The sequence below is a fragment of the Corynebacterium sp. KPL2850 genome (genome assembly GCF_040225855.1).
Classification (GTDB): domain Bacteria; phylum Actinomycetota; class Actinomycetes; order Mycobacteriales; family Mycobacteriaceae; genus Corynebacterium.
In genome coordinates, this window is the sequence record NZ_JBEHFV010000009.1 from 1 (window position 1) to 19181 (window position 19181).

The 19181-nt window shown below is 63.7% G+C and carries 17 protein-coding genes and 1 pseudogene; 8 read left to right on the forward strand and 10 right to left on the reverse strand.

What is annotated here, in order from left to right; translation table 11 throughout:
* Positions 1–245: 245 nt before the first annotated feature.
* From ABRP93_RS04460 to ABRP93_RS04475, 4 genes and pseudogenes are all read left to right on the forward strand, one after another.
* Positions 246–668, forward strand: a pseudogene (locus ABRP93_RS04460) (ATP-binding cassette domain-containing protein); the annotation flags it as partial.
* The gene (locus ABRP93_RS04465; protein WP_349819786.1) at positions 661–1560 is read left to right on the forward strand and encodes a metal ABC transporter permease; all 900 of its coding nucleotides are present in this window, start codon (positions 661–663) and stop codon (positions 1558–1560) included. The pseudogene ABRP93_RS04460 and the gene ABRP93_RS04465, both read left to right, overlap by 8 nt.
* Before the next feature lie 11 nt (positions 1561–1571).
* The gene (locus ABRP93_RS04470) at positions 1572–2402 is read left to right on the forward strand and encodes a CE1 family esterase (RefSeq protein WP_239268399.1); all 831 of its coding nucleotides are present in this window, start codon (positions 1572–1574) and stop codon (positions 2400–2402) included.
* Between the two features lie 69 nt (positions 2403–2471).
* Positions 2472–3554, forward strand: a complete 1083-nt coding sequence (locus tag ABRP93_RS04475; RefSeq protein ID WP_349887049.1) for an HNH endonuclease signature motif containing protein — start codon at positions 2472–2474, stop codon at positions 3552–3554.
* A gap of 187 nt (positions 3555–3741) precedes the next feature.
* Here the strand turns inward: ABRP93_RS04475 and rlmB are convergent, their stop codons facing one another.
* The 5 genes from rlmB to ABRP93_RS04500 are packed head-to-tail and all read right to left on the reverse strand — an operon-like array spanning position 3742 to position 7976.
* A complete protein-coding gene (rlmB, locus tag ABRP93_RS04480; protein WP_237792359.1) occupies positions 3742–4692 on the reverse strand; it encodes a 23S rRNA (guanosine(2251)-2'-O)-methyltransferase RlmB in 951 nt (316 codons plus the stop codon).
* A gap of 60 nt (positions 4693–4752) precedes the next feature.
* A complete protein-coding gene (gene cysS, locus ABRP93_RS04485) occupies positions 4753–6183 on the reverse strand; it encodes a cysteine--tRNA ligase (protein WP_023023900.1) in 1431 nt (476 codons plus the stop codon).
* A gap of 30 nt (positions 6184–6213) precedes the next feature.
* On the reverse strand, positions 6214–6702 hold the full coding sequence (gene ispF, locus ABRP93_RS04490) for a 2-C-methyl-D-erythritol 2,4-cyclodiphosphate synthase (RefSeq protein ID WP_023023902.1): 489 nt from the start codon (positions 6700–6702) through the stop codon (positions 6214–6216).
* The gene (gene ispD, locus ABRP93_RS04495) at positions 6695–7420 is read right to left on the reverse strand and encodes a 2-C-methyl-D-erythritol 4-phosphate cytidylyltransferase (RefSeq protein ID WP_349853248.1); all 726 of its coding nucleotides are present in this window, start codon (positions 7418–7420) and stop codon (positions 6695–6697) included. The genes ispF and ispD overlap by 8 nt, the downstream gene beginning before the upstream one ends.
* Positions 7392–7976, reverse strand: a complete 585-nt coding sequence (locus tag ABRP93_RS04500) for a CarD family transcriptional regulator (protein ID WP_005279544.1) — start codon at positions 7974–7976, stop codon at positions 7392–7394. The genes ispD and ABRP93_RS04500 overlap by 29 nt, the downstream gene beginning before the upstream one ends.
* 192 nt (positions 7977–8168) lie before the next feature.
* Between ABRP93_RS04500 and ABRP93_RS04505 the strand changes: the two genes are divergently transcribed.
* Both ABRP93_RS04505 and radA read left to right on the forward strand, forming a co-directional pair.
* On the forward strand, positions 8169–8768 hold the full coding sequence (locus ABRP93_RS04505) for a hypothetical protein (protein ID WP_239268405.1): 600 nt from the start codon (positions 8169–8171) through the stop codon (positions 8766–8768).
* A 79-nt stretch (positions 8769–8847) separates the two neighbouring features.
* Positions 8848–10212 (forward strand): DNA repair protein RadA, encoded by a 1365-nt coding sequence (radA, locus tag ABRP93_RS04510; protein ID WP_349887050.1) that lies wholly within the window; start codon positions 8848–8850, stop codon positions 10210–10212.
* 238 nt (positions 10213–10450) lie between these two features.
* On the opposite strand, the gene ABRP93_RS04515 is transcribed toward radA, so the two are convergent.
* Both ABRP93_RS04515 and ABRP93_RS04520 read right to left on the reverse strand, forming a co-directional pair.
* Positions 10451–11170 carry a hypothetical protein gene (locus ABRP93_RS04515; protein WP_349887052.1) on the reverse strand — a complete coding sequence of 240 codons (720 nt, stop codon included), beginning with the start codon at positions 11168–11170 and terminating at the stop codon, positions 10451–10453.
* Between the two features lie 10 nt (positions 11171–11180).
* Positions 11181–11840 carry a carbonic anhydrase gene (locus ABRP93_RS04520; RefSeq protein ID WP_239268412.1) on the reverse strand — a complete coding sequence of 220 codons (660 nt, stop codon included), beginning with the start codon at positions 11838–11840 and terminating at the stop codon, positions 11181–11183.
* Positions 11841–11875: 35 nt separating this feature from the next.
* Between ABRP93_RS04520 and ABRP93_RS04525 the strand changes: the two genes are divergently transcribed.
* The gene (locus ABRP93_RS04525; RefSeq protein WP_239268414.1) at positions 11876–12730 is read left to right on the forward strand and encodes an HhH-GPD family protein; all 855 of its coding nucleotides are present in this window, start codon (positions 11876–11878) and stop codon (positions 12728–12730) included.
* Positions 12731–12770: 40 nt separating this feature from the next.
* Here ABRP93_RS04525 and ABRP93_RS04530 read toward each other — a convergent pair whose 3' ends face one another.
* Together ABRP93_RS04530 and ABRP93_RS04535 are read right to left on the reverse strand one after the other, a co-directional pair.
* Complete coding sequence (locus tag ABRP93_RS04530) at positions 12771–12941, reverse strand: DUF4236 domain-containing protein (RefSeq protein WP_081443674.1); 171 nt, start codon at positions 12939–12941, stop codon at positions 12771–12773.
* A 213-nt stretch (positions 12942–13154) separates the two neighbouring features.
* Complete coding sequence (locus ABRP93_RS04535) at positions 13155–16034, reverse strand: ATP-dependent Clp protease ATP-binding subunit (protein ID WP_239268416.1); 2880 nt, start codon at positions 16032–16034, stop codon at positions 13155–13157.
* Between the two features lie 216 nt (positions 16035–16250).
* On the opposite strand from ABRP93_RS04535, the gene ABRP93_RS04540 reads away from it, so the two are divergent.
* Positions 16251–17573 carry a serine/threonine protein kinase gene (locus tag ABRP93_RS04540; protein ID WP_349887053.1) on the forward strand — a complete coding sequence of 441 codons (1323 nt, stop codon included), beginning with the start codon at positions 16251–16253 and terminating at the stop codon, positions 17571–17573.
* 102 nt (positions 17574–17675) lie between these two features.
* Here ABRP93_RS04540 and ABRP93_RS04545 read toward each other — a convergent pair whose 3' ends face one another.
* Positions 17676–19097, reverse strand: coding sequence for an MDR family MFS transporter (locus tag ABRP93_RS04545; protein WP_349887054.1), 1422 nt, complete (start codon positions 19095–19097; stop codon positions 17676–17678).
* Positions 19098–19181: the final 84 nt, after the last annotated feature.

Sequence of the window (19181 nt, forward strand, 5' to 3'; positions counted from 1 at the left end):
GCTGCGGTCGTAGCACTCGCCCGCAGACGAATCAACGTCCTCTACGCCATGATGCGCAACCACGAGTATTACCGCGATCCCGCCCCAGCAAAGGAAGCCGCAGCAGCCTAACCCCTAACAACGAAACAAGCCGACTGGGAAAAATCCCAGTCGGCTACCAGCCACGCGCAAAAACAACACACCTAAAAATCCCGAGTTAGGGATCCGCCCCCGTCCACCCCACCCGCGAGATTGACAAACTATATAGGAACACCCCCCGTGGACAGGTGGACGAGCTGTTGGAAGAGGTGGGTGCCACGGGGCTGCGGGACCGGCGCGTCGGCCTGCTATCCGGCGGCCAGCAACAACTCATCCGCCAGGCCCAAGCCCTGGCCAATGACCCGGACCTTATTCTTGCCGATGAGCCCCTCCTCTCCCTCGACCCCGCCCGGCAAAATGCCACGGTTAACAAGCTGAACTCGCTGCGCCGCGAGCGCGGTACCTCCATCGTCTTTGTCACCCACGGCATCAACCCCGTGCTCGGGGTGACGGATAAGGTCCTCTACATCGCGCCCAATGGCCACACCTTCGGCCCGGTCGATGAGGTCATGCGCTCCGAGGTCCTCTCGGAGCTCTACGGTTCCAAGGTCAATGTCTTAAGCGTCGACGGGAGGCTCATCGTTGTCTAATTACTGGGAAGATACCCAATACCTGCTCAGCGTGGACTTCGTGCAGTCCTCGCTCATCGCCTCCGCGCTGCTGGGCATCCTGTCTGGCGTGATGACCTCGCTCATCGTGCTGCGCCAGATGTCTTTTTCCGTCCACGCCACCTCTGAGCTGGCGCTTATGGGTGCCTCCGCGGCACTCCTCTTCGGCCTCAACCTGGGCTTCGGCGCGGTCGCTGGCGCCATCGTCGCCGCTATCATCCTGGCCATGCTGGGCTTTAAGGGCCAGCAAGACAGCGCCATCGGCGTGGTCATGAGCTTTGGCCTGGGCCTCTCGGTGCTGTTCTTGCACCTCTACCCCGGCAATTCCAATACCGCGATGACGCTTTTGACCGGCCAAATCGTCGGCGTTTCCTCCGCCTCGGTGTGGCTGCTGGCCGCCACCACGGTCATTATCGTGGCCGCCGTCGGCTTCCTCTGGCGGCCCATGCTCTTTGCCTCCGCCGATCCTGATATGGCCCGCGCCGCCGGCGTGCCCACCCGCGCCATCTCCGTCGCCTTCGCCGTCCTCGTCGGCCTCGCAGCGGCGCAGTCGGTGCAAATCGTCGGCTCGCTGCTCGTCATGGCGCTGCTTATCACCCCCGGCGCGGCGGCGGTACAAATCACCTCCTCGCCCCTGCGCGCGGTACTGTGGTCCACCATCTTCGCCGAGGTCTCCGCCGTGGGCGGTTTCATCCTCTCCCTCGCCCCCGGCCTGCCGGTTTCCGTCTTCGTGACCACCATTTCCTTTGTGATCTACCTGGTGTGCCGGTTCATCGGCTGGCGGCAAGGCAAGCGCGCCATCCGCGATGAGGTCGCGGCCAAGCATTTCCACGCCGATAACCGCGCCGCCGCAGAGGCCCACCACGCCGACTAAACTCGGCGGGCATGCATATTCATCGCCGCACCGCGGATGTGGCTGGCCACACCCGCCGCTTCATCGTCATCGAGCCCGAGAACCTCGGTCCCCAGCCGGACTTGCTGCTGTTTTTCCACGGCTCCCACCAATCCGCCAACGTCATCCGCCGCTTTACCAACGGCACGGTGGACGCGCTTGCCGATGCCACCAATACCCTCATCGTCTACCCCGACGGCATCGACCACCACTTCAACGACACCCGCGCCAACCTGCCGGTCCGCGCCCGCGAGCTCGGGGTGGATGACGTTGCCTTTAGCACTTTCCTCATCGAGACTATGCAGCGCGAGTACTCCACCGCGCGCACCTTCGCCGCGGGCTATTCCAATGGCGGGCAGATGGTGCTGCGCCTGCTTTACGATGCCCCCTTCACCCTCACCGGCGCCTGCGTCTTCGCCTCCACGCTGGGCGAAGGTTCCAACCACGCGCCCACCCACCCCGATGACTACCGGCCTACCCCGCTGCTGTTTATCCACGGCACCGAAGATCTGATTGCGCCCTATGATGGCGGGCTTGCCGGCATCGATGGGCAGCAAACCCACGGGTGCGTGCTTTCTGCCCCCGCCACCGCGGAGCACTTCGCGCTGGCCAATGGCTGCCGCCCGCCCCGCGAAACCCAGCCCATACCCGGGATAACCTCCACCTACTACGACGGCGACTACCCCGTGGAGCTCTGGACCATGGAGGGCCTCGGGCACGTGATTCCCTCTAGCAAAGAAACGCCGGCGAGCATAGGACCAAATACGGATTCCTTCAATGCTGTGGATAAAGTCCGCGAATTTTTCGGCTTAGGTGACGCTTAAGGGTAGTTGTCCACAGGGAGGTGGGGCATCGGCTAGCGCGGGCTTGCGGGGCTTCTTAGTCTCTGGGGCATGAACACGCTGCAGACATTTCTCAAGGGCCTGGCACCCGGCATGGATATCATCGCCGACTGCCACGGCCTCTCGCTGCACGCGCTGATTGCGGCCGGGTGCCCCGATACCACCGCCACCCGACTGCTCACGCTTGCCGAGACCTACTTCGGCACCACCGCCTTCCGCCGCCAGCAGCGCGAATCCATCGCCGCCAGCCGCGCCAACGGGCACAGCCTGACGGCCCTGCTCACCATCGAGCGCCACGCCGCCAAGCTGAAGAAGAAGCGCGATGCCTGGGCGCTGCGGCGCGAATTGTGTGGGATGAAGGGGAAGGTCTCGGATATTGATAAGCGGGGCCGCGCCCGCGTCAAGGAGCTCAAGGGGCCCGTCAAGCGCCAGCCCGGCGTGAAGATTTATCGCCGCGCCGACGGCCCCTGGACCATGTCCATTACCGGCCCGTCCGCCGATATCGCCGATATGCACGCCGCGATTAATAAAGATGCCCCGCTTGCTTCTGTGCAGAATATCTTCCACGGCGAGGCCGCCGCCCGCCCCAGCGTGACGACCAATGTCGTGCTTCGCCTCGACGAGCTCGATCGCATCGTCGATTTCGGCTCCGGCTCCACTGCTGGTTCAAACTCCAACGTCAGCGCTGACTCTGGTCCTGGCTCTGCCCATAGCGCCGACTCCCAGGGCGATATCGTGGTCCAGCTGACCAATGGCGCCACGATGACCGGCGCCGAGCTGGTGCGACGGGTATTTACTGAGCACGGCTACGTCACGCTCATCCACCCAGTGGAAGGTCCGGTCAACCTCTACCGCACCTCGCGCTTTGCTTCTGCAAAGCAACGCCTGATGGCAGCGGCCGAAAACCCGGTCTGCCCGTGGCCGGAGTGCCGCTACCCCGCCGATGAATGCCAGGTTCACCACCTCAATGCCTGGAAAAATGGCGGCGAAACTAACCCGGGAAACTTGACCATCGCCTGTCCGTACCACAATGGCGTGAACGACGATGATCCCAATGCCCCGCCCCTGCGCGGGCACTTAGCCCGGGTCGACGGAACCATCCGGTGGCTGCCACCCTGGGCAGATAATGGTTAAATTGTTGTGTGCCACAACGATTCGCACTGAGAAGGTTGTGCCTCGCAAAGACCCAGCGCGCCTTTGACACTAGCTGCGCCGACAACCGCACCGGCGGCTGAGGAGGCGATTCTGTGCGCTCGACTTTGCCAGCACCGAACGTGGATGGCGCTTATCCGTCGCGGCGAGCTGGCGCAGCGGAAATGGGTTATTTTTCGGCGGCGCGGCGTTGGCGTGCGAACTCGGATAGCACCGAACCCGCAGCGACGGAGGCGTTGAGGGACTCAACCCACCCGGTCATGGGGATGGACATGAGGACGTCGCAGGTCTCGCTGACCAAACGCGAAATGCCCTTGCCCTCGGAGCCGATGACGATGACGACGGGATCCGTGCCGCCTTCATAGGTATCCAGCGTGTGATCGCCACCGGCATCGAGACCGACGACCTGGTAGCCGTTTTTCTGGAATTCCTTTACGGTGCGGGTGATATTCGTTGCGCGGGCGACCGGCAAACGGGCAGCGGTGCCAGCCGAGGTGCGCCACGCCACCGCGGTGACAGAAGCCGAACGGCGCTCTGGAATGATCACGCCATCGCCGCCGAAAGCGGCCACGGAACGGATGACGGCGCCCAGGTTGCGCGGGTCGGTGATGTTATCCAGGATGACGAACATGCCGGGGCGCGGGTTCTCGGCGGCGTTGGCAATCAAATCCTCCACCGCTGCGTACTTATATGGCGGTATCTGCAAGCCGATGCCCTGGTGCATGCCATTTCCCGTCATGCGGTCCATCTCGTGGCGCTGGACCTCGATGATGGGGATATTGCGGGTATTGCACATGGACACGGCCTCAGAAAGCCGCTTATCGTTGCGCGTTCCGGCAGCGATGTAGAGCGTGGTGGCCGGCACCTTGGCGTGCAAACACTCGATGACCGGGTTGCGGCCCACCACCATCTCTGCGGTTTCTTTCTGGTGGCGCCCAGAGTTGCGGCGCTCGCGCTCCAGCTTCGCCTTGTGCTTGGCGTGGTAGACGCGGTCCTCGGCCTTCGGGGTGGGTCCCTTGCCTTCTAGGCCCTTGCGACGCTGCCCGCCGGAGCCTTTGGTAGCGCCCTTCTTATTCGTCTTGCGGATGCCCGCGCCACCGCGGCCATGGGTTCGTGCCATCGTTTCAGTCCTTTCGAGGAAACCGTTCAATAACCAGCGAAAATAACAGCGGAAAGCTGTCTAGCGCTGGGTCAACGACCACGTGGGGCCGTCTGGGGTATCGGTAATGGTGATGCCGGCGGCGGTGAGGCGGTCACGCACGGCATCGGCAGTAGCGAAGTCTTTTTCCGCGCGGGCCTGCGTGCGCCGTTCCAGTTCTGCCTGGACCAGCGCATCGAGCGCCGCGTCTGCTCCGCTAGCTTCGCCTCCATCTTCCCACTCCAGCGGGTCAAATCCAAGTACGTGCGCCATCCCGCGCACCTGAGCGGCCTTCGCGCGGGCGGCGTCCTCGTCCCCGGCGGCCAGGTCCTTATTGCCCGCGCGCACGGTGGTGTGGATAGCGGCCAAAGCCTTCGGCACGGCGATATCATCGTTCATGGCGTCCTCAAAGTCCGGCGTCCAGTCGCCACGTTCGACGCCTGCAAAGCGCTTGACGAAGCCCTCAATACGCCGGTAGCCCGCCGCCGCCTCCGTCAGGGCGGATTCGGAGTATTCCAGCACGGAGCGGTAATGCGCAGAACCCAGGTAGTAGCGCAGCTCCACCGGGCGCACGAGCTCCAGCATGTTCGAGATGGAAAGCACGTTGCCGAGCGATTTCGACATCTTCTCGCCGGCCATGGTCACCCAGTGGTTGTGCATCCAGTAATTGGCGAACTTATCGCCTGCCGCGTGCGATTGCGCGATCTCGTTTTCGTGGTGCGGGAATTGCAGGTCCAAACCGCCGCAGTGGATATCGAAATTGGAGCCCAGGTAGTACGTCGACATGGCGGAGCACTCGAGGTGCCAGCCCGGGCGGCCGCGACCCCACGGGGTGGGCCAGCTCGGCTCGCCCGGCTTGGCGGCCTTCCACAGGGCAAAGTCGAGCGGGCTGCGCTTGCCCGCGTTGTCTGACTCGCCCTGTTCCATCTCCTCGACGCGGTTGCCAGACAGCGCACCGTAGTCGGATCCCTCCGCCTTGGTCCAGGCCTCGACGTCAAAGTACACGGATCCGGCCGCGCCATCGGTCTGCGGGGTGGCCTCGGCGTCTTGGGCGGGAACGGGGTAGGCAAAGCCGGCGTCGATAAGCCGCTGCATGTACTCGACCATCTGGGTGACAAACCCCGTCGCGCGCGGCTCCACGGACGGCGGGAGCACGCCGAGCAGGTTATAGGCCTTGGTGAACTCGCGCTCGTAGGTGGACACCCACTCCCACCAGGGGCGATTATTCTCGGCGGCCTTGGTGAGGATCTTGTCATCGATATCGGTGACATTGCGAACGAGCGCGACGTCATAGCCTTGCGCGAGCAGCCAGCGGCGCAGGATATCGAAAGCCACGCCGGAGCGCAGGTGCCCGATATGCGGCTGCGCCTGCGGAGTGGCGCCACACAAGTAGATGGAGGCGTGGCCGGGGCGGATCGGCTCGAAGTCGCGTTGGCTGCGGGTGGCTGTGTCAAAAATGCGCAAAGTACTCACGCCCCCAGTCTAAATCACCCGTGCGCGGGGTTAGTGTTGGCGCCGCCAGACAACGGCCGTTGCCACCGCCGCGCGGCCCTCTTTGCGGCCAGTAAAGCCCAAATGGTCGGTCGTGGTGGCGGAAATGGACACATCAGCGCCGAGGATTTCCGAAAGCACGGCCTCGGCTTCCTCGCGGCGCGGGCCCATCTTCGGCGTCTGGCCAATGAGCTGGGCGGCGGCATTGCCGATGATAAAACCTTCCGCTTCCAGCAGCTCACGGCACTCGCGCAGGAGCTGGGCGCCGGACACACCGTCGTATTCGGGCCGGCCCACCCCCACGAAAGAGCCGAGATCGCCGAGGTGGGAGGCGGAGAGGAGGGCATCGACAAGCGCGTGGGCTACGACGTCGCCGTCGGAGTGGCCTTCGCAGCCGGGGGTGTCATCGAAAAGCAGCCCGGCAATCCAACAGGGCTTGCCGGCTTCGATCTGGTGGGCGTCGGTCGCGATGCCGACGCGGGGAATGATGGGCTCAGTCATGCTGCTCCTCTGCAAGGGCGTGGGCCAGGGTCAGGTCCGTGGGGGTGGTGATTTTGAAGGCGAGGAAATCGCCCGGCACGGTCTCCACGCGCTGGCCGTGCCATTCCATCAGGCTGGCATCGTCCGTGGCGGTGAAATCCGGCTGCTCGCGCCAATAATCCAGGTTGGCCTGGCGCAGCGCGGCGAGGCGGAAACCCTGCGGGGTCTGCACGGCGCGCAGGCGGGCGCGATCGGGGGTGCCGACCACGGCGTTACCGTCGACTTCCTTGATGGTATCGGTCACGGGAACCACCGGGATGACGGCGGGCGCGCCGGCAAGAACGCGCCGCGCCACGCGCTCGACCATCGCGGTGGGCGTGAGCGCGCGGGCTGCATCGTGGATGAGCACCACAGCATCCTCGTCCGGAATGGCCTGCAGCCCGGCCCAAATCGAATCGGCGCGCTCGCCTCGCCCATGCACCAGGCGCACCGGGATATCTGCGCCCACGCGCTTGACGATGCCCCCAGCTTCCCCCTCCATGGCCGGGCTCACCACCGCGATGACCTCGTCCACGAGGCCGGAGCGGGCCATGGTGCGCACGGATCGCTCCAAGAGGGTGCGGCCACGAAGTTCGACGTAGGCCTTGGGCACCTCCGCACCGAGGCGGGTGCCTTGCCCGGCCGCGGCGATTAAGGCGATAACGCGGGGTTTAGTCTTCGTCGTCGAAGGAGAGGTCATCGAGATCGATGTCGTTGTCGATATCGGTGGTAATGGACTGGTCATCGACTAGACCTGCGGCGCGGTGGCGCTCGATGGTGGCGTCGATTTCTTCCATCATGGTATCGGCTTTTTTATCATCGACCGGCTGCGCCAGCGCCAGCTCGCCCACCAAGATGGTGCGGGCCTTGCCCAGCATGCGCTTCTCGCCGGCGGACAGGCCGCGGTCCTGATCGCGGCGCCACAGATCGCGCACCACCTCTGCGACCTTGTTGATATCGCCGGAAGCCAGGCGCTCCTGGTTGGCCTTGTAGCGGCGGGACCAGTTGCCAGCCTCTTCCACGTCCTCATCGCGCAGCACGGAAAAGACCTTTTCCAGGCCTTCCTTGCCCACGACATCGCGCACGCCGACGTTATCCGCATTCTTCTTGGGCACGCGGACGACGAGATCGGATTGGTTAATGTGCAGCACGAGGTATTCCAGCTCTTCGCCGCCCATTTCGCGGGTTTCGATATCCTCGATGACCGCCGCGCCGTGGTGCGGGTAGACGACGACCTCGCCGACCTTATATTCCATTGCCACTCCTTATAATCCCGTGAATATGCCGATAACTAAGGCCGCCATTTTATCACGCGCGACATGCCTACCACCGGATGCCCCCGATTACCCCCACGGACTACCCGCTAGGTTAGCGAGAAACTGTGTACTTTAGATCGAAAGGGACTAGGCTAAAGATTTGATAAGTCCTGAGATCGCAATTGATGGAGGATGCTCAACGTGCAGTCCCTGAAGTCCGCCGCCCGCCGCGGTGCCATTATTTCCGTTACCGCCGTCTCCGCTTTGGCGCTGGCTTCTTGCTCGGCAGGCCACATCGCCCAGACCGCAGAGAAGGTAGCTGCGGTTGATGGTGCTTCTGCCAGCACCGATGACGATAAGATTGCCGTCCGCGATGTCACCATCCTGACAGAGCCTGACGGTGGCGCCGCGCTGAAGTTCAACGCCGTCAACCAGGGCTATGAAACCGATGTCATCACTTTGAAGTCCGTGAAGGTCGATGGCCAGACCGTCGAGATGAAGCAGACCCAGCCGCTTAAGCGCGATCACTCCATCGTGGCGGACTCCCAGAAGAACCTGGACGCAACCCCGGATCACGATTCCGAGACCGTGCAGTACGTAGCCACCCACCTGGATAACGATGACTTTGGATACGCCGGCCACCGCCCGGTTACCTTCGAGTTCTCCAACGGCTCTATCGAGGTCGATGCCACCGTCGCCGCCTCCCAGATGGAGTCCGGTAAGTACGACCGCGACGTGGAATCCCCAGAGGGCTACACCACCGACGCGAACACCGGTAACTCGCACCACTAATAGCCACCGCACGCGCGCCCTACTTTGCGGAGTACGGGCGCGTTCGTCGTTTTTGCCGCCACGTTCTAGGCTCTACACCATGGCCAAAAAATCTCGCCCCATCCACACCTGCTCCGAATGCGGTTATGTCTCCCCCAAGTGGCTCGGGCGCTGCCCGGATTGCGGTTCGTGGGGCACGATGGAGGAAAAGGCGCCGGTGGTGGCGGGGGCATCGGCAAGCGGGGGGCATGCGAGCGTGGCACCTGCGAGCCCGGTGCAGCCCATCACGCAGGTGGGCGCGCAGGCGACGAAGACGGTGCGCACGGGCATCGGCGAGCTCGACCGCGTGCTGGGCTCCGGCATCGTGCCGGGCTCGGTGGTACTCATGGCCGGCGAGCCCGGCGTGGGCAAATCCACGCTGCTTCTCGAGGTCGCCTCCCGGTGGGCGCAGCTCGGCCGCACCGTCCTCTACGCCACCGCCGAGGAATCCGCCGGCCAGGTCCGCGCCCGCGCCGAGCGCACCGGGGCGCTGCAGGAATCGCTGTACCTCGCGGCCGAATCCAACCTGGACGCCGTCTTTGGGCACGTCGATGCCGTCAAGCCCGGCCTCATCATCGTGGACTCCGTGCAGACCATGCATGCAGTGGGGGTGGAAGGCGTGCCCGGCGGCGTCGCGCAATCGCGCGCCGTGACCGCGGCGCTGACGTCGCTGGCGAAATCCACCGGCATCCCCGTGCTGCTGGTGGGGCACGTGACCAAGGACGGAAACGTGGCGGGACCGCGGGTTTTGGAGCATCTTGTCGATGTCGTCTTAAACTTCGAGGGCGACCGCCAGTCCAGCTTGCGCATGCTGCGCGGGATGAAAAATCGCTTCGGCGCGACCGACGAGGTGGGCTGTTTCGAGCAAACCGCCGGGGGTATTAGGGAGGTCGCGGACCCGTCGGGGCTCTTCCTTTCCCACCGGGGCACGACGCCGGATGGCTCCGCGGTGACCGTCGCCATGGACGGTGTGCGGCCCATCCTCGCCGAGGTCCAAGCGCTGACCGTGGACCCCGTGGCGAAGAATCCGCGGCGCGTGGTCACCGGACTCGATGCCCACCGCGTGCCCATGGTGCTGGCCGTATTGCAGGCGCGCGCCGGACAGCGCACAAACGATAAGGATGCGTATGTAGCCACGGTGGGCGGCATGCGGATTACCGAAACCGCAACCGACCTCGCGGTGGCGCTGGCCACGTGGTCCTCGCTGCACGAGCAGCCGCTGCCTGCGAAGACCGTGGTCATCGGCGAGGTGGGCCTGGCAGGCGAGCTGCGGCCGGTGCCCAATGTTGAGCGGCGCCTGCAGGAGGCGGCGCGGCTGGGATACAAGCGGGCGATTGTCCCGCGCGGGGAAATCAACCCCGTGGACGGCATGCAGGTGCGCCAAGTTGCAACGCTTGGCGAGGCCCTCGCCGCGGTCCAGCCGTAGACCAACCGTAACCGCTGGCCGGTTCTAACCCGGCCGGTTCTAGCCCGGCTGGTGACGAGGAGCCGGGTGCTCCAGCGGCGCGAACTTCCGTGCGGTCTGCTCCCGCGCGACCTGCTTCCGCCCGGGCTGGCTCTGCGCGGACTGCTTCCACGCGACCTGCTCCCGCACGGGCTATTTCCGCCCGAGCTGGTTCTGCCCGAGCTGCTTCCGCGCGGCCGACTGTAAGGAGGCCGCGCGCTTAGCGGAGGGTGAAGTCCTGCGGCGGGGAGGAATTATCGCCAATGACCGTGTGGGCGAAGTAAGCACCCGGCTCGGCGGTCGGGCGGTCGGTGCACTTGCCCGGTTCGGACGCCTGGCGGGACCATTCGGCCTCGAATTTCAGCTCCTTGCCCGCAGGGAAGGTCTGCTCTCCGGTCTGTACGGAGGCGTAGCAATCGGTATCGGACCACACGCGCTGGTTATCGGCCATCTTGTAGACCTCGAAGCGCAGCGAGTTCTCATCTAGATCGATCGTGCAATCCGCGGCGGTGGGGTTGGTCACGGTCATAAAGAACTTCGGCAGCTCGCCGTCCGGCACGGAGTAGTTGAGCATGGAGGTGCGCACCTCCAAGTCCTCAAGCGAGCAGGTATCCTTCGCGGCGTGCACGGATTCCTCGGGCTCCTTGCTTTCCGATGCCCCATCCTTGACTTCCTCCGCCTCGGACTCCGAGGCAGACTCGGATTCAGATTCGGATTCGCTCGTCGAATCCGCGGACGTGGTGGAGGATTCGCTGGTGGTTTCTGCGGACGTGGTTGCCGCCGAAGTCTCTGAGGACGCGGCAACGGAATCGTCGCTATCGCCGCCGAAGGCGGCCACCGCCGCCCAGATCAGCACCACGGCCAGGACGATCACGATAATAAGCGCGGCAACCCGGCGGCGCTTATAGATCTCTTCTGGAAGGGGCTTATTCTGGTTCACGCACTCAATTTTAAGTGGTAGACGCGCCTGGATCCGCTAAGCGCGCTCCGCGTGTCAACTCAACGCCGTAAGAGTGCAACGGCTCAACGCGCGAGTCCTCGAGGAGGTAGCGGGCGCCGACGATGCCGAAGGAGCCATCGTCAAGCTGCTTGCGCACGTTGGGGATGCTGGCCACGACCTGGGTGACGGTTTGGAGGGTGTGTTGGCGCTCGACATCGGCAAGCGTGGCGTCTGGCCCCGCAGTCCACGCGGACGTCGCGACCTTCTCGATGATGGGCCGCTGCAGGCCGATGGGCAGCTCGCCGCCGCGCACAAAATCCACCGCGGCCGCCACCGCACCGCAGGACTGGTGACCCAAGACCACCAGCAGGTTGGGGTGCAGGTGGTCGAGCGCATAATCCAAGGAAGCCAGCACGGAGGCGTCGAGTATGTGGCCGGCGGTGCGGATGACGAAGGCATCGCCAAAGCCGATATTGAATATGTGCTCGATGGGCGCGCGGGAATCGGAGCAGGCCAGGACCACCACGCGGGGATCCTGGCCTTTGGTGAGCCCGTCGCGCTCATAAATCTTGTTGAGATCCATGATGGTGCCGTCGATGACGCGCTGGTTTCCGGCCTGGAGGGCCTCCCAGACGGCCTGCGGATTATGGGCAACGTTACTTAATGGCATGAAGTATATTTTAATGCCCTAGACTGTCCTGCGAGATGGATACGCACGCACTTCTTTCCTGGTTTGACGCCAATGAACGCGATTTACCCTGGCGGCGCCCCGGTACCTCCGCCTGGGGAGTGCTGCTTTCCGAGGTCATGAGCCAGCAAACCCCCGTCGCGCGCGTCGCCCCCGTGTGGGAGGAGTGGATGCGGCGCTGGCCCACCCCCGCGGACTTCGCCCAAGCCTCCCGCGCCGAGGTGTTGCGCGCGTGGGGCAAGCTCGGCTACCCGCGGCGCGCGCTGCGGCTCTGGGAGTGCGCGGGGGTAATGGACGAGGTTCCGGCGGACGTGGATGAGCTGCTGGCGCTGCCTGGAATTGGCGACTATACCGCCCGCGCCGTGGCGTGCTTTCACTTTGGCCAGAACGTGCCGGTGGTCGATACCAACGTGCGCCGTGTCTATGCCCGCGCCGAAGACGGGAATTTCCTCGCTCCGTCGCCCTCCAAGCGCGAGCTCGCCGCTGTGGCCGCGCTGTTGCCCGAGCGCAATGGGCCGCGTTTTTCCGCCGCGCTCATGGAGCTCGGCGCGCTGGTGTGTACTGCGAAAAATCCCGATTGTAAGCGCTGCCCCCTGCGCGCGACCTGCGCCTGGCAGCTCGCCGGATGCCCCGAACCTTCCGCCGCGGAACAAACGCGCGCCAAAAAGCGCGTACAGAAATTTGCCGGGACCGATAGGCAGGTGCGCGGCAAAATCCTAGACGTGCTGCGCGCCGCCGATCACCCAGTGCCGCAGTCCGCGATCGACGTAGTCTGGCCCGATGCCGCGCAGCGTTCCCGCGCGCTGGCTTCGCTGCTTGACGATGGCCTCGCCGAGCAAAACCCCGCCGGCCTCTTCCATCTGCCGGACTAACTGGCCGCCGGGCCTGCCAGCGTTTAGGCGCAGCGACTCGCTAACGCCAGCGACCGCGGAAGTTGAGTCCGCCCGGGAGGTTGACCCACATGCCGCCGCGGGAATTAAAGGTCACCGGCCCAATCTTCGTGGACATGGAGGCACCGGATCCGGAGATGTTAATCCAGCTATTCTTGCCGGTCTTTTTGCGCGAACGATATTGAAGTCCCATAACCGGTCATTCTAGCAATACCCCCGTGCACGACGCTGCGCCACAGAACCAGCGGGCCGCTGTACCGCCATACCGCTGGACAGAGGCATTCGCCCGCCCCGGCTGGTGAGCAAGCTGACCATGGGTGGGCGCATACGAAAACCACCCAGGGTTCGCGATGGAACCGTGGGTGGTTTATGCAGGCCCGCACGGGGGCGGGGCTTAGCCGATTAGTTACATCGGCTGGCCAGCGCCTGCCGGTGGCGGGTTCTTGCCATCGTCGTCGGAGTTGCCGAGCCCCGGCTTTTCCGAAGGCACGTCCGGGGAAATGACATCTGGCTCGCCGTTGGTGTCGATGCCATCATTGCTGGAACCGGAACCGCCGTCCTTCGGGCCACCATCCTTCGGATCGTCGCCCTCTGGGCCGCCGTTACCGTCGCCGTTGTCGCCATCGGAATCGGAGTCGGAATTATCCGAAGCGGAACCGTCGGCGGCCTCGTCGGAGGGGTTGTTGTCGCGCACGGAGGCATCGGCAAGCGAGGGCTCATCGATGTCATCCGGCAGCGGCTTCGGGCGCGGGGTGAAGGTGAAGGTAGCGCCGGAGTCGTCCTTGGACTCGCCGTCCCAGCCTTCGACGTCGACCGAGATGATCTCGCCGGCGCCAATCTCGCCGAAGAGGATCTTCTCCGAGAGCTGGTCCTCGATATCGCGCTGAATGGTGCGACGCAACGGGCGGGCACCAAGCACCGGATCGAAGCCGCGCTGGGCCAGGAGGTTCTGGGCCTTATCGGTGAGCTCGATGCCCATATCGCGCTCCTCCAGCTGGGTACCCACGCGGTCAATGAGCAGGTTAACCATCTGCACGATCTGCTCGCGGGTGAGCTGGTGGAAGACCACGACGTCATCGATACGGTTCAGGAACTCGGGGCGGAAGTGCTTCTTCAGCTCGTCGTTAACCTTCGCCTTCATGCGCTCGTACTGGGCGTCCGAATCGTTCTCGCTAGCGCCGGTAAAGCCCAAGCCCACCGGCTTCGAGATGTCCTGGGTACCCAGGTTCGAGGTGAAGATGAGGACGGTGTTCTTGAAGTCGACGACGCGACCCTGGCCATCGGTAAGCCGGCCGTCTTCCAGCACCTGCAGCAAGGTGTTGTAGATCTCCTTGTGGGCCTTTTCGATCTCATCAAAAAGCACCACGGAGAACGGCTTGCGGCGAACCTTCTCGGTCAGCTGGCCGCCCTCTTCGTAGCCAACGTATCCCGGAGGAGCACCGAAGAGGCGGGAAGCGGTGAAGCGGTCGTGGAACTCACCCATATCGATCTGGATGAGGTCATCATCCGAACCGAAGAGGAAGTTAGCCAGCGACTTCGACAGCTCAGTCTTACCCACACCGGACGGGCCGGCGAAGATGAAGGAACCGGAAGGACGGCGTGGATCCTTCAGGCCTGCACGGGTGCGGCGGATGGCGCGGGAGACGGACTTGACCGCCTCGTCCTGGCCAATGATGCGCTTGTGCAGCTCCTCTTCCATGTTGAGCAGGCGGGAAGATTCCTTCTCCGTCAGCTTCAGCACGGGGATGCCGGTCCAGTGCGCCAGGACCTCAGCGATTTGGTCCTCGCCCACCTCGGCGATTTCCTCCAGGTCACCGGAGCGCCACTGCTTTTCCTTCTCGGAGCGCTCCTCGCCCAGCTTGCGCTCGTCATCGCGCAGGCCGGCGGCCTTTTCGAAGTCCTGGGCATCGATAGCCGCTTCCTTTTCCCGGCGAACCTCGGCAATGCGGTCATCGACCTCGCGCAGGCCCTTCGGGGCGGTCATGCGCTTAATGCGCATGCGGGCACCGGCCTCATCGAGGAGGTCGACGGCCTTGTCCGGCAAGAAGCGGTCATTGATGTAGCGGTCCGCCAGCTGCGCGGCGGCGTGCAGCGCCTCATCGGTGTAGGACACGCGGTGGTGCGCCTCGTACTTATCGCGCAGGCCCTTCAGGATGAGGAAGGTGTCATCCAGCGAAGGTTCATCGACCTGCACCGGCTGGAAACGACGCTCCAGCGCGGCATCCTTTTCGATGTGCTTGCGGTACTCATCCAGGGTGGTAGCACCGATTGTCTGCAGCTCGCCGCGGGCCAGCTTGGGTTTTAGCAGCGAAGCGGCGTCGATGGCACCTTCGGCAGCACCGGCACCGACGAGGGTGTGGATCTCATCGATGAACAAGATGATGTCGCCGCGCTGGTTAATTTCCTTAAGAACCTTCTTCAGGCGTTCCTCAAAGTCACCGCGGTAGCGGGAACCGGCAACCAAAGAACCCAGGTCAAGCGAGTACAGCTGCTTGTCCTTGAGAGTTTCTGGGACCTTGCCGTTAACAATGTCCAGCGCCAAGCCCTCAACCACTGCGGTCTTACCAACGCCAGGCTCACCGATGAGCACTGGGTTGTTCTTGGTGCGGCGCGAGAGCACCTGCATGATGCGCTCAACCTCGGACTCGCGGCCCACGACGGGGTCTAGCTTGCCGTCCTTGGCTGCCTGGGTGAGGTTGCGGCCAAACTGGTCTAGCACGAGCGAGTTGGAGCGCTCGCCCGAGCCGCCGGAACCACCGCGCCCACCGGCACCGGCACCGGGACCTGCGCCCGCGCCGATGGGGCCTGGGGCCTGGTTCGAGTCGCCGCCGCCTTCTTGCTGGCCGCCCTCGTAGCCGGACAGCAGCTGGATAACCTGCTGGCGCACGCGCGGCAGATCAGCGCCGAGCTTCGTCAGCACCTGTGCGGCAACGCCGTCGCCCTCACGGATAAGTCCGAGCAGGAGGAACTCCGTGCCAATGTACTTGTGCCCCATCTGCAGGCCCTCGCGCAAGGACAGCTCGAGGACCTTCTTAGCGCGCGGGGTAAAAGGAATGTGGCCGGTGTGCGGCTGGCTGCCCTGGCCGATGATCTCCTCTACCTCACGGCGCACGTCCTCCAAGGAAATGCCCATGGACTCTAGAGCCTTGGCAGCTACACCTTCTCCCTCGTGGATAAGGCCGAGCAGGATGTGCTCGGTTCCGATGTAGTTGTGGTTAAGCATGCGTGCTTCTTCTTGCGCCAAAACGATGACGCGACGAGCACGGTCTGTAAACCTCTCGAACATGACTCCCCTAAACTTTCGCTTCTAATGTGGTACCCACTGTAACGCCGCACGACCCAAAGGATTTCCTCTTTTTGGTCCCCATTGCCCTATAAACGCCCTAAACCGCCCATACTCGCAGCTCACATAGGTGTACGCCGGTAGCGAACAGGCTCTATTTAGCCTAGAATCTTCTACATTCTCCCTGCCGTCTCGTAGATACGAAGGAATAAAACAGCCGTGCCGCACCTTCCCGAATTCTTTGCTTCCCAGCACAACCTGCATGAAAAGGCAGTGCTGGATGAGGGGCCCAATTCCACCCTTTTTGCCGTGGAGGATGGCTCCACCCACGAGGAACTTACGGTGGAGATCTTCGCTGCGGGGGTAGAGGGCATCGTCAAGGCCTCTACCGCCCTGCACGGCCTGCACCACCCCGCGCTCGCCGCCCTGGAAGGCTCTGGCACCACCGCAGATGGGCAGGAATTCCTGGTTCGCAAGGCTTGTAAGGGCACTGCCTTGCCCGCGCTTGCCGATGCCCCCACCAAACCCCACGCCCAAGAAATCCTCACCCCCGTGGCCGGCGCGGTGGATTTCCTGATTAGCCGCAACCACGCGGATTTCGCCGTCCATGGGCTCAAGGCTGAGCGCGTTTTCGTGGATAAGGATAAGGACGTCGCCGTCCTCGCTGCCGCGGGCCCAAGCGGTGCCAGCTCCGCCGAGACAACGGCGGAGAGGTCTGCAGAGAAAACAGCGCAGGAAACCGCGGAGAAAGCTGCTGAGAGCGCGACGGGCGCCGATGCGGTCCGCGCCTTCCAAAAACTCGTTACCGCCACGTGTCCTTCCTTTACGCCGGACAAGGATTATTCGAGCGCTAAAGAGGTCGTGGCGGTGCTGCGCCCCGAGCGGGATCTCGATACCTCGCAATTCCCGCCGGTGCAGCCCGAAGAGCCCGAGCCCCAACAACAGTTCCCGCCACAACCGCAGCAGCAGTTCCCACCGCAGAACCAGGCCGGGCCGCAGTATCAACAGCAATACCAGCCGCAGTACCAGCAACAGCCGGTACCGCCGATGAATGCGGCCCCGCCAAAGAAAAAGGGCAAGGGCGGGCTCATCGCGCTCATTTCTGTTTTGGCCGTCATCGTGGTGGCCGCCGCGGGCGCGTTGTGGTATTTCCTGTCCTACCCCAGCTGGGATGACAAGGAAAAGAACTTGGCGGATGCTTATCCGAGCCTAATCGGCTCGCGCAGCGGCCAAGACGGCGCGCTCGGTGCAGAGTGTTCCTCCCGTCCCCCAGAAGATGGACAAGAAGCGAAGATCACCTGCTCGGGAGACGGTTTCGACTACACCGCCGCCTACTACCCCAGCGTGGAAGAACGCGATGCCGTCCTCCCAAACACTGACCCAGTAGAGCTGTCTAACGATAGGTGCACCATCCAAAGCTACGAGGCCTCAACGGATCCGCAGACCTACGTTATGGCGGTGGAAGGCACCCAGTCTATCTTCATGGTGTGGGGCAATGATGCCGAAGCTGCGCGGCTAAAGCTGCCGCTGTGCGCGCAGTAGGCGCCGGAGGAGCACAGGCGGGCTGTCAGGGCTACCCCGCGCAGAGCTAGTCCGCCCGGGTTACTCCGCCCGGCGCGTCGGGCGCCGTACAACGTCACGGCGCTAGTCGGCGGCGGGCACGCGCTTGAGCAGCGGCGCTAGCACGAGCACGAAAAGCGAGAGCACTCCGGCGAAAAGGAAGGCCCAGTGCGCGCCTTGGGCGGTAGCGGCGGCCTCGCTCATCCCCTCGGCCTGGCCGGATTTGGTGCCGCTGGTCAAAAAGGCCACGAGGAAGGCGGTACCCGCCGCGCCGGCGAGCTGCTGCAGCGTATTCAAGATGGCAGAGCCGTGGGAGTAGAGGTCATCGGGAAGCGAGGACAGCGAGACCGTCATCAGCGGGGTCATCATGAGCGCGATGCCCACGGCGAACAGCACATGCATGCCGATGACCATCCACACCTCGCTATTTTCTGTCAGCAGGGTCATCAGCCAGATGCCGATAGAAAACATGACCGCGCCGGGAATCAGCAGGGGCCGGGGTCCAAGGGCGTCATAAATCCGCCCCACAATCGGGGAAATCCCGCCCTGCAGGAGGCCGCCAGGCATGACCACGAGGCCGGTGACCAGCGAGGATACCGCCAGCGAGGTCTGCAGATAAATGGGCAGGATATTCACCGTGCCCAGCAGCAGGGCGAACATGAGCAGCATGGCAATGACCGCGAGGGTGAAATTGCGGACCTTGAACGGGCGCAGGTCCAATAGTGCGCGGTTTACCTTGGCCAACCGGAGTTGGCGCACGGTAAAGGTGATGAGGGCGAGGATGCCGAGGAGGAGTAGGAGGGCATCGGCAAGCGAGCCGCCCTCCACCATCTTTTCGATGGACGATAGGCCATAAATGAGCCCGCCGAAGGCCAGGGCGGATAAGAATACCGACGGAATGTCGAGCGGGGTATCCTTGCGCTCACCCACGTTGACCAGGCGGAAGTAGCCGGCGATGCTAATGGCGGCGATGAGCGGGACCATGGTCCAGAAGATGACGTGCCAGGTCGCCATGCTCAAAATGAACCCGCCGACGGTGGGGCCTAGGGCCGGCGCCACGGAGATGACCACGGTGATAATGCCCATAATGGTGCCGCGGCGCTGTGGTGGAACAAGCGTCATGGCCACGGTCATAAGGGTAGGAATCATTAGCGCGGTACCGGCGGCCTGCAGCACGCGGCCGGCAAGGAGCAACCCGAAGGCCGGGGCGAGCGCCGCTAGCACCGTGCCCGTCAGGAAGACGCCGGTGGAGGCGCCAAAAATCTGCCGGGTGGTGAATTTATCCATCAGGAACCCGGTGGTGGGAATGACCACACCCATGGTGAGCAAGAAGCCGGTCAGCAGCCACTGCGCGGAGGTCGCGGGGATGGAGAAATCCGCCATGATGGTGGGCAACGCCACCGAAAGCGCGGTTTCATTCAGGATCATCACCATCGCGGAGAGCACCAAGATGGTGAGGTTGGCTATGACCTCTGCGGAGATTTTCGGGGCGGGATTCTGAGACACCAAATCAGGATACTGAGTTGGCTTAACCTGCAAAACTTGGGGCGTATGATTTAGATGTCTTCTACCGCACCCTCGATTCACGTT

Coding starts and splice junctions, on each gene's coding strand:
- ABRP93_RS04470 (WP_239268399.1), top strand. CDS start 1,572: ATGCATATTCATCGCCGCACCGCGGATGTGGCTGGCCACACCCGCCGC.
- ABRP93_RS04475 (WP_349887049.1), top strand. CDS start 2,472: ATGAACACGCTGCAGACATTTCTCAAGGGCCTGGCACCCGGCATGGAT.
- rlmB (WP_237792359.1), bottom strand. CDS start 4,692: ATGGCACGAACCCATGGCCGCGGTGGCGCGGGCATCCGCAAGACGAAT.
- ispF (WP_023023902.1), bottom strand. CDS start 6,702: ATGACTGAGCCCATCATTCCCCGCGTCGGCATCGCGACCGACGCCCAC.
- ispD (WP_349853248.1), bottom strand. CDS start 7,420: ATGACCTCTCCTTCGACGACGAAGACTAAACCCCGCGTTATCGCCTTA.
- ABRP93_RS04500 (WP_005279544.1), bottom strand. CDS start 7,976: ATGGAATATAAGGTCGGCGAGGTCGTCGTCTACCCGCACCACGGCGCG.
- ABRP93_RS04505 (WP_239268405.1), top strand. CDS start 8,169: ATGCTCAACGTGCAGTCCCTGAAGTCCGCCGCCCGCCGCGGTGCCATT.
- radA (WP_349887050.1), top strand. CDS start 8,848: ATGGCCAAAAAATCTCGCCCCATCCACACCTGCTCCGAATGCGGTTAT.
- ABRP93_RS04520 (WP_239268412.1), bottom strand. CDS start 11,840: ATGCCATTAAGTAACGTTGCCCATAATCCGCAGGCCGTCTGGGAGGCC.
- ABRP93_RS04525 (WP_239268414.1), top strand. CDS start 11,876: ATGGATACGCACGCACTTCTTTCCTGGTTTGACGCCAATGAACGCGAT.
- ABRP93_RS04530 (WP_081443674.1), bottom strand. CDS start 12,941: ATGGGACTTCAATATCGTTCGCGCAAAAAGACCGGCAAGAATAGCTGG.
- ABRP93_RS04535 (WP_239268416.1), bottom strand. CDS start 16,034: ATGTTCGAGAGGTTTACAGACCGTGCTCGTCGCGTCATCGTTTTGGCG.